Source organism: Betaproteobacteria bacterium, assembly GCA_009377585.1.
GTDB lineage: Bacteria > Pseudomonadota > Gammaproteobacteria > Burkholderiales > WYBJ01 > WYBJ01.
The window spans coordinates 31,368-40,279 of the sequence record WHTS01000026.1 but is presented as its reverse complement, the minus strand read 5'-3'; the positions used below and the strand labels follow the sequence as shown (position 1 = coordinate 40,279).

General features: G+C 66.7%; 9 protein-coding genes and 1 pseudogene (1 of these 10 only partly in view). 5 read left to right on the top strand and 5 right to left on the bottom strand.

What is annotated here, in order from left to right; all coding sequences use genetic code 11:
* The first annotated feature begins 40 nt into the window (after nucleotides 1–40).
* The 3 genes from GEV05_11035 to mutM are packed head-to-tail and all read left to right on the top strand — an operon-like array spanning nucleotide 41 to nucleotide 3,095.
* Nucleotides 41–1,405, top strand: coding sequence for an ABC transporter (locus GEV05_11035; protein MPZ43921.1), 1,365 nt, complete (start codon nucleotides 41–43; stop codon nucleotides 1,403–1,405).
* A 10-nt stretch (nucleotides 1,406–1,415) separates the two neighbouring features.
* Entirely contained in the window at nucleotides 1,416–2,276 is an 861-nt protein-coding gene (locus tag GEV05_11030) for a DUF4340 domain-containing protein (GenBank protein MPZ43920.1), read from the top strand.
* Complete coding sequence (gene mutM / locus GEV05_11025; GenBank protein MPZ43919.1) at nucleotides 2,277–3,095, top strand: bifunctional DNA-formamidopyrimidine glycosylase/DNA-(apurinic or apyrimidinic site) lyase; 819 nt, start codon at nucleotides 2,277–2,279, stop codon at nucleotides 3,093–3,095. It begins immediately after the preceding gene.
* A gap of 3 nt (nucleotides 3,096–3,098) precedes the next feature.
* Here mutM and GEV05_11020 read toward each other — a convergent pair whose 3' ends face one another.
* Genes GEV05_11020 through GEV05_11000 form a run of 5 tightly spaced genes read right to left on the bottom strand, consistent with a single transcriptional unit; the run spans nucleotide 3,099 to nucleotide 7,157 of the window.
* Nucleotides 3,099–3,404 carry a YfhL family 4Fe-4S dicluster ferredoxin gene (locus GEV05_11020; GenBank protein ID MPZ43918.1) on the bottom strand — a complete coding sequence of 102 codons (306 nt, stop codon included), beginning with the start codon at nucleotides 3,402–3,404 and terminating at the stop codon, nucleotides 3,099–3,101.
* Between the two features lie 10 nt (nucleotides 3,405–3,414).
* Nucleotides 3,415–3,900, bottom strand: coding sequence for a pantetheine-phosphate adenylyltransferase (gene coaD / locus GEV05_11015; protein ID MPZ43917.1), 486 nt, complete (start codon nucleotides 3,898–3,900; stop codon nucleotides 3,415–3,417).
* Entirely contained in the window at nucleotides 3,887–4,420 is a 534-nt protein-coding gene (gene rsmD / locus GEV05_11010) for a 16S rRNA (guanine(966)-N(2))-methyltransferase RsmD (protein ID MPZ43916.1), read from the bottom strand. The genes coaD and rsmD overlap by 14 nt, the downstream gene beginning before the upstream one ends.
* An 11-nt stretch (nucleotides 4,421–4,431) precedes the next feature.
* Nucleotides 4,432–5,775 carry an insulinase family protein gene (locus GEV05_11005; GenBank protein MPZ43915.1) on the bottom strand — a complete coding sequence of 448 codons (1,344 nt, stop codon included), beginning with the start codon at nucleotides 5,773–5,775 and terminating at the stop codon, nucleotides 4,432–4,434.
* A complete protein-coding gene (locus GEV05_11000) occupies nucleotides 5,772–7,157 on the bottom strand; it encodes an insulinase family protein (protein ID MPZ43914.1) in 1,386 nt (461 codons plus the stop codon). Before GEV05_11000 ends, GEV05_11005 begins: the two co-directional genes overlap by 4 nt.
* A gap of 46 nt (nucleotides 7,158–7,203) precedes the next feature.
* On the opposite strand from GEV05_11000, the gene ftsY reads away from it, so the two are divergent.
* Both ftsY and ftsE read left to right on the top strand, forming a co-directional pair.
* The gene (ftsY, locus tag GEV05_10995) at nucleotides 7,204–8,184 is read left to right on the top strand and encodes a signal recognition particle-docking protein FtsY (GenBank protein ID MPZ43913.1); all 981 of its coding nucleotides are present in this window, start codon (nucleotides 7,204–7,206) and stop codon (nucleotides 8,182–8,184) included.
* A 68-nt stretch (nucleotides 8,185–8,252) separates the two neighbouring features.
* Nucleotides 8,253–8,912: pseudogene (ftsE, locus tag GEV05_10990) on the top strand (cell division ATP-binding protein FtsE); it runs 1,305 nt beyond the window's last position.

Below are 8,912 nucleotides of genomic sequence, written 5' to 3'. Positions count from 1 at the left end.
GCCCCGCGGCGCAAGATGCGCATTAGCCCCGCGGCGCAAGATGCGCATTAGCCCGCAGCGCAGGATGCAGCTGCGCATCGCGCTGCAAAACGGCGTGTTCGTGCTGCTGCTGGTTTCGCTCGCAGTCATTCTCGTTCTGCTCGCGCGCCACTATCACGTCGAGTGGGACCTGACCACGACCGGGCGCAATACGCTTTCGGCGGCCTCGATCGATACGCTCGCCAAGCTCGACGGCCCGGTTCGAGTGACCGCCTATGCGACCCCGCAGGATCCTCGGCTCGGCGATCTGCGCAAGCACATCCGCGACTTCATCGCCCGCTACCAGCGGGTGAAGCACGACGTCACGCTGGAGTTCATCGATCCGCGCGCCCAGCCCCAGGCGGCGGCGCAGGCCGGCGTGCAGGTCAACGGCGAGCTGGTGATCGAGTATGCGGGACGTAGCGAGCGGCTGGCGAATCTGTCGGAGCTCGGGCTCACCAACCTGCTCATCCGGCTCGCCCGCGCGCGAGAGCGCCTGGTGATGTGGCTGGAGGGTCACGGCGAGCGCAGCCTTGCAGGCGCGGCGAACCACGACCTGGGCGACTTCGGCAAGCAGCTGCGCAGCAAGGGCATCGAGCTCTCCAGCCTCAACCTCGCGATCGCACCCGACGTCCCCGCCAATGCGGCGCTGCTGGTGATCGCCAGCCCGCAAACGGATATCACCGCGGCCGAGCTGGAAAAACTGCTGCGCTACATCGAACGCGGCGGCAATCTGCTCTGGCTGATCGACCAGGAGCCGCTGCATGGGTTGGAGCCGATCGCGGAACGACTCGGACTCGTGCTCTCGCCCGGCATCGTGGTCGATCCGGACGCGATCGAGCGCGGTGGCCGGCCCGTCATGGCGGTCGCCACGCCCGGGGGCTATAGTGCGCACCCGATCGTACGGACTTTCCGACTCAACACGCTGTTTCCGTTTGCACGCACCATCGCAGCGAATCCGGCGGAAGGCTGGACCACCTCCGCGCTGATCGAGGTCGCACCGCGCGGCTGGATCGAAACCGGCGATCCAGGCGGCCGAATCGTGTTCGATACCGGGCTCGACAGGCCTGGCCCGGCGAACATCGCGATCGCGCTGGAACGCCTGAAAGAAGAGAAGAACCAGCGCATCGTGGCCGTCGGCAGCGCGCATTTCCTCGCCAATACCTACCTGGGCAACGGCGGCAACCTCGACCTGGGCGTGAACATCGTGAACTGGCTCACCGGCGACGATCGGCTGATCGCGATCCAGCCGCGCAGCGCGCCCGACGTGAGCCTGACGCTTTCAAGGAGCTGGCTGGCCGCGCTCGTCATCGTCTTCCTGATCGCGGCGCCACTCGGGCTCATCGCGGCAGGTGCCTGGATCTGGTGGCGGCGGCGAGCCGCCTGACGGAAATCGCGTGCGCGCCAATCCCCGCTCGCTCCTCAATATCGCCTTGCTGGTCCTGGTCGCAGTGGCCGGCGCGATTCTGTACTTCAGGCCGGAACCGAAGCCGGACGAACGCTACGCCATCCTGCCCACGGCGCTCGAGAGCGTTCGCCGGATCGAGCTCGAGCGCGCACGCGGCATGCGGATCGTGCTCACGCGCGAGAGCGGGCAATGGCGCATGCAAGCGCCCGTGCCGGGGCGGCTGGAGGCCATCGCGCTGGCCCGCGTTCTCGACATCGGCCGGGCCCGAACGACCCAGCGCATGCCGGCGTCCGATCTCAGTCGCTTCGAGCTCGATGAGCCCTGGGCGCGCGTTCGATTCGACAGTCATGTCATCGAATTCGGCATGAGCAATCCGCTCACCCAGGAGCTCTATGTGCGCAGCGGCGAGCACGTGTACGCGCTGCCGGCACGGTATTCGGCCAACATACCGGGGGATGCCTCGAAGCTGCTGGCGCATCGCCTGTTCGACCCCGGCGAGCAACCGGTCGCGTTTCGCCTCGAGCGCTTCAGCGTGCGCGAGGAGGGCGGCCGCTGGCGGCTCGATCCGGGCGGCGAAGCGGCTTCGCAGGACGATCTGCTGCGCTGGGTCGATCATTGGCGCCTGGCAAGCAGCATCATCACCCAACCGCAAACGGATGCGCGCGCGCGCGGCTCGATCGAGGTCGATCTGCGCGATGGCCGCACCATCCGCTTTCGCGTCACGGCCACGACTCCGGATTTGGTGCTACGGCGCGAAGACGAGCGGCTCGAGTACCATTTCCCGTCGCGGCTCGCCGGCGTGCTGCTCGCCTCGCCCGAGGCTCTTGCGGACAAGAAACCTCAGACTTAGATGCCCGAGCTGCCCGAAGTGGAGACGACGCGCCGCGGCCTGGCGCCGCATCTGGTCGGACGGCGCATCGTCGCGGTCACGGTCCGCGATGGCCGCTTGCGCTGGCCGATCGCCGCGGATCTTGCCGCAGCCATTACCGGCCAGCGCATTCGCGATCTTCGCCGTCGCGCCAAGTACCTCATCATCGAGCTGGAGCGCGACGCCCTGATCGTGCACCTGGGCATGTCGGGCGCGCTCGGCATCGTGGCCGCGCATGCGCCCGCCGGCAAGCACGATCACTTCGAGCTCGCGCTCGATGCGGGTCATGCCCTGCGCCTGACCGACCCGCGCCGCTTCGGCTCGATCCATCGCGTGCACGGCGAGCCCGAGGCGCATGCGCTGCTGGCGAATCTCGGCCCCGAACCGTTGTCGGCCGAGTTCGAGCCGCAGCGGCTGCATCGCCTCACGCGCGGGCGGCGCGCGAGCATCAAGGAAACGTTGATGAACAGCCGCGTCGTCGCCGGCGTCGGCAACATCTACGCCAACGAGGCGCTGTTCCGCGCCCGCATCCACCCGCGCACGCCGGCGGGGAAGATCAGTCTCAAGCGCTACGCGATGCTGGTGCCGTCGGTGCAGGCGACGCTGCGCGAGGCAATCGAAGCGGGCGGCAGCAGCCTGCGCGACTGGCGTCATGCCGACGGCAGCCTGGGCTACTTCCAGCAACGCTATTTCGTGTACGACCGGGAGGGCGAGGCGTGCCGTGCGTGCGCTGCCCCGATCCGGGCGATTCGCCAGGGCCAGCGCGCGACGTATTACTGCCCGCGCTGCCAGCGACGCTGAAGATCAGTTGCCGCCCGCGTGAGTTTCGAGCGGCGGAGCGGCTCCGTCACCATCGGCCCCGGTCTTTCCGGTCAGCCGCAGATACCTGGCGAACAAGGTCTCACGGCTTTCCACATAGTCCGGGTGCAGCGGAATGCAATCGACCGGACAGAGCTTCCGGCACTGCGGCTCGGCATGATGACCGACGCATTCGGTGCAGCGCGCGGGATCGATCTGGTAGATCTCCTCGCCCTGGGAGATCGCGTCGTTCGGGCACTCGGGCTCGCACACGTCGCAATTGATGCACTCGTCGGTGATCATCAACGCCATGATCGCTGCCCTAATGAGCCGCCTTCGCCTTCAAACGCGCCACCACCGAGGGATGCGCGAACTTGCTCACATCGCCGCCGAGCAGCGCGATCTCGCGCACCAGCGTGGCCGAGATAAACAGATACTGCTCCGAAGGCGTGAGGAACAGCGTTTCGATCTCGGGATGGAGGTTGCGGTTCATGCCGGCCAGCTGAAACTCGTATTCGAAGTCCGACACCGCGCGCAGCCCCCGCATGATGACGCTGGCACCTTGCGCGCGTGCGAAGTCGATCAACAGCCCAGAGAATCGCATGACGCGCACGTTGGCATAGGGCTTAAGCACCTCGCGCGCGATCTCGACCCGTTCATCGGGCGTGAAGCAGGGCCGCTTGGCGTGGCTGTCGGCCACCGCGACCACGATCTCGTCGAACAGCCGCGCGGCGCGGCGCACGAGATCCTCGTGACCGAGCGTGAAAGGATCGAACGTTCCGGGGTAGATGACTTTATTGGTCGCCATGGCTGAACAGTTGATGGGTGACTTGCCCGGCGCGACCCTGCCGATGCAGCCGGAAGGCGCCATCGAGGTCCACACCCCGGCTGCTCTCTACGTAGACCATGCCGCCAGGGCGGGTAAGCCGCGGCAGCGCCGTTGCGAGACGCGCAAGCAGTCCGCTATCGAAAGGCGGATCGAGAAATACGATGTCGAATGCTCGACCGGCGTCGCGTACGAATTCTAGCGCATCGGCTCGATGCAGTTCCACGACCGGATGGCAACCCAGCAAGGCGGCGTTGCGTTCGAGCGCCCGCCACGTTACCGCATCGCTTTCGACCATCACCACCCGGTGCGCACCCCGCGAGACGGCCTCGAAGCCCAGTGCACCGCTGCCGGCGAACAGATCCAGGCACTCGCGCCCGCTCAAATCCTGACCCAGCCAGTTGAACAGGGTTTCGCGCACCCGGTCCGGCGTCGGCCGCAGCCCCGGACGCGCGGGGAAATGCAGGATGCGGCTGCGGTGAGCGCCCCCGACGATGCGCACGCGATTGGCGTTCAACGGTCCGCGGCGGCCGCGACCCCTCCGCCGACCACGATGGTGACAAGCTTCGACGGATCGATGTGGCGCGAAAATGCCGCCTTGATATCGGCCACAGTGACCTTGCGGATATTGGGAACGAAATCTTCCAGGTAGGAGAGCGGCATGTTGTAGAAGCCGATCATCGCCAGATACCCGTGGATCTTGCGATTGGAATCGATGCGCAAGGGGAAGCCGCCGATCAGGTTACTCTTCGCGTCCTCGAGCTCTTGATCGGTGGGCCCCTTGGCGACGAAAGCGCGCAAGGTCTGCGTCACCACGTCGATCGCAGCCTTGGCCTGATCGCCGCGCGTCTGCAGCCCGATCTGGAACGGTCCTTCGCGCAATAGCGGCACAAAATAGCTGTACACGCTGTAGGCGAGCCCGCGCTTGGAGCGCACCTCCTCGGTGAGACGAGATTCGAAGCCGCCGCCACCCAGAATGTAGTTGCCGACGAAGAGCGCGAAATAGTCGGGATCGCCGCGGCGAATGCCCGGCGCACCGATCAGGATATGCGCCTGCGACGCGGGATGCGCGATATTGGTGGCGACGGCTTGCGCCAGCTCGTCGACTGGCGGAATGCTGATCGGCTCGGGGCCGGCGCGCGGCAAATCCGCAGTAAGGCCTTCGGCGATCTTCTCCGCCTCGTCTCGGCTCACGTCGCCCATGATGGCGACGACGGCGCGGCTGGCCACGTAATGGCTGCGATAGAAGCCGACCAGTTCGTCGCGCGTCAGTGTCTTCACGGTTTCGACTTCGCCCGAGCCACGCAAGCCGTAGGGATGGTCCACGAATACGGCGCGGCTGAAGGCGCGATTGGCGAGCGTGTCGGGCTTGGTGTCGGCCTCCTTCAAGCCGGCGATCGCGCGCGCGCGCTCCCGGGCCAACACGTCTTGCGGGAACTCGGGTTGCAGCAGCACCTTCGCCATCACTTCCAGGGCGGGGTCGCGCTCGGCTGGATTGGAAAGTGTGCGCAGGTACACGCCGGCCCGGTCGGAATCGAATCGTCCGCCGAGATTGGCGCCGACATCGGCGATGCGCCGGGCGATCTCGTTCTCGCTCAATCCGCCGGCGCCGAGCCGCAACAGTTGCTGCGTGAATGCCGCGCGGCCGGCTTTATCCTTCGTGTCGTAGCCCGAGCCCGCCGGGAAGTCCACGCTCACGTCCAGCATGGGCAGGTCGTGATTCTCGACGAACAGCACGCGTGCCCCGGAGGATGTCTTCCAATCCTGGATCGGGAGCAGCGCATGCGCGCTGCCGCTCGCAATCGTCAGGACGGCGAGAAGCGCGAAGATGAACGCCTTCAAAGCGCGGGTGCTCAATGGCGCAACCCTGCCGGAGGCCGCGCCGGCCGCTCGCCCGAGAGCGGCTGCGGTCGCAATACCGCCACCGTCAACGCATCGTCGTCGTTGAAGTAGCGTTGCGCCACCTCCTGGACCTGCTCGGCAGTCACGGCGCGCAGCCGTTCGACCTGCAGGTCGATCAGCCGGTGCGACAAGCCGATCGCCTCCAGCGCGCCGATCTGGCGTGCCTGTGCGGACATCGAATCGCGCGCATAGACTTGAGCGGCCACCACTTGCGCCTTCACCCGGGCAAGCTCGTCTTCGCGCACGCCTTCGGTGGCGATGCGGCGCACCTCGGCCTTCAACGCCTGCTCGAGCTCCTCCACGGTCTTTCCCTCCGATGGGGTTCCCGACAGCAGGAACATCCCGGGCCCGCGCCCGATGCCCTGGTAACCCGCGCCCGCGGCCGCCGCAAGCTGCGAGCCGCGCACCAACGTTGCCTGCAGCCGGGCGCCTTCGTGGCCGTCGAGCACGCCTTCCAGCACGTCGAGCGCGAACGGCTCCCACTGTGTCTTCGGATCTTCCAGCTTCGGCACGCGATAAGCCATCAGCAGGCTCGGCAGCTCGGACGGCGCCTTGATCGTGATGCGGCGCGGCCCCCTCTGCTCGGGCTCGACGAAGTTATCGCGTTCGGGCAGCTCGCGCGCCTCGATGCTGCCGAAATACTTGCGCGCCAGGTCATGCACTTCTTCCCCGCGCACATCGCCGACCACGACCAGGATGGCGTTGTTCGGCGTGTACCAATGCCGATACCATTCGCGCGCATCCTTCACCTCCATGTTCTTCAGGTCGTTCATCCAGCCGATCACGGGCTGGCGGTAAGGGTGCGAGAGCAGCGCGGTCGCCATGAGCCCTTCGTACATGAGCGAGTGCGGCCGGTCGTCGGTGCGCCAACGGCGCTCTTCCATCACCACGCGCAATTCCTTCTCGAACTCGTCCTTGCTCAGGATGAGATTGGTCATGCGGTCGGCTTCCATCTGCAGCGCGAGCGGCAGATGATCGCGATGCAGCGTCTGGAAGTAGGCGGTGTAGTCGCGGCTGGTGAACGCATTGTCGCGCCCGCCGGCGCGCGCGATGCGGCGCGAGAATTCGCCGTTGGGGATTTTCTCCGTGCCCTTGAACATCATGTGCTCGAGCACGTGCGCGACGCCGGTCGTGCCGTTCAACTCGTCGACGCTGCCGGCGACATACCACACCATCGACACCACGACCGGCGCGCGATGATCCTCGCGCACGAAGATTCGCATGCCGTTGTCGAGCCGATACTCGTGCACCGGCGGACTCGCTGCGACTGCGGATCGCGACGGCGCGAACGCGCCGAAGGCGAAGATGGTCAACCACAGAAGCGCGCAAACCCGCATGCTAGAATCAATCGCTCTCGGACTTTTCCTCTGACACTGTAGCATCATGTTCGGTTTCCTCAAATCGGAGCGCAAGGAATCCGACCGCAAGGACGAAGGCGGCTGGGCTTCGCGGTTGAAGCAGGGCCTGCAGCGCACCCGCGAGGTCCTCAATACCGATGTCACAGAGCTCTTCGCGCGCCATCCGAAGATCGACGAGGCACTGTACGAGGAACTGGAAACACTGCTCATCTCGGCCGATGTCGGTGTCGCGGCCACCGAGCACGTGATCGGGGCGCTGCGCAATCGCGCGAAACGCGATCGACTCGCCGATGCAGGCCAGCTGCGCACGGCACTGAAGGACGTGCTCCACGAGCTCATCGCGCCGCTCGAGGCGCCGCTCGAGGTCTCGGGCGAGAAGCCGTTCGTGATCATGATGGTGGGCGTGAACGGCACCGGCAAGACGACCTCCATCGGCAAGCTGGCGAAGCATTGTCAGATGAGCGGGCGCTCGGTGTTGCTCGCCGCCGGAGATACCTTCCGCGCGGCCGCACGCGAGCAGCTCGCGGTCTGGGGCGAGCGCAACAACGTCGCGGTGATCTCGCAGCGCGGCGGCGATTCCGCGGCGGTGATTTTCGATGCGGTGCAGGCGGCCCGGGCGCGCGGAAGCGACATCCTGATCGCGGATACCGCGGGCCGGCTGCCGACGCAGCTGCACCTCATGGACGAAATCCGCAAGGTCAAGCGCGTCATCGATCGGGCCCAGCCTGGCGCGCCGCACGAGATTCTGCTCGTGCTCGACGCCAACACCGGCCAGAACGCGCTCGCGCAAGTGAAGGCCTTCGACGAAGCGCTCGGCGTCACCGGGCTCATCATGACCAAGCTCGACGGAACGGCCAAGGGCGGGGTCATTGCCGCGATCGCCCATACCCGCTCGTCCCAGTCGAAGGACAAGCCCATTCCGCTTCGTTTCATCGGCGTCGGCGAAGGCATGGACGACCTGCAGCCGTTCGACGCGCGCGCTTTCGTCGACGCCTTGTTCGATTGAGGCCCCGCGACCTGCAGCCCCACCCGCAGCCCTCATACGCGCCGCGCGCGGCTTCCTCCGGCGCTGCCATGATCCGCTTCGACCGGGTCGACAAGCGCTACCCCGGCGGCATCGAGGCGTTGGCGCAGGTGAGCCTCGAAATCGGGCGCGGCGAGCTCGTGGTGCTGACCGGGCCGTCGGGCGCCGGTAAAAGCACGCTGCTCAACCTCATGGCCGCGATCGAGGCGCCGACCGCGGGGCGCATCGCCGTCAACGGCGAGGATCTGTCGCGGTTTCGCGCGCGTGCATTGCCGTATCTGCGGCGCCAATTCGGGCTCGTCTTCCAGGATCACAAGCTGCTGTACGACCGCAACGTGTTCGACAATGTCGCGCTGCCGTTGCGCATCGTCGGATTCGATGCGGCCGCCATTTCGAGCCGGGTCAGTGCCGCGCTCGACAAGGTGGGGCTGCTGAACCGCAGCCGCAGCCAGCCGATCGCGCTCTCGGGCGGCGAGCAACAGCGCCTGTGCATTGCGCGCGCGATCGTCCATCGGCCGGCGATCGTGCTCGCCGACGAGCCCACCGGCAACCTGGATCCCGATTACGCTGCCGCGATCGCCGATCTGCTGCAATCGCTCAATCGGGCCGGCGTGACGGTCGTCATCGCCACGCACGACCCGGCCATTTCCGGGCGCCTGCAGCCGCGGCGCATCGAGCTGCGCGCCGGTCGCCTGCACGAGGTAGCGGCG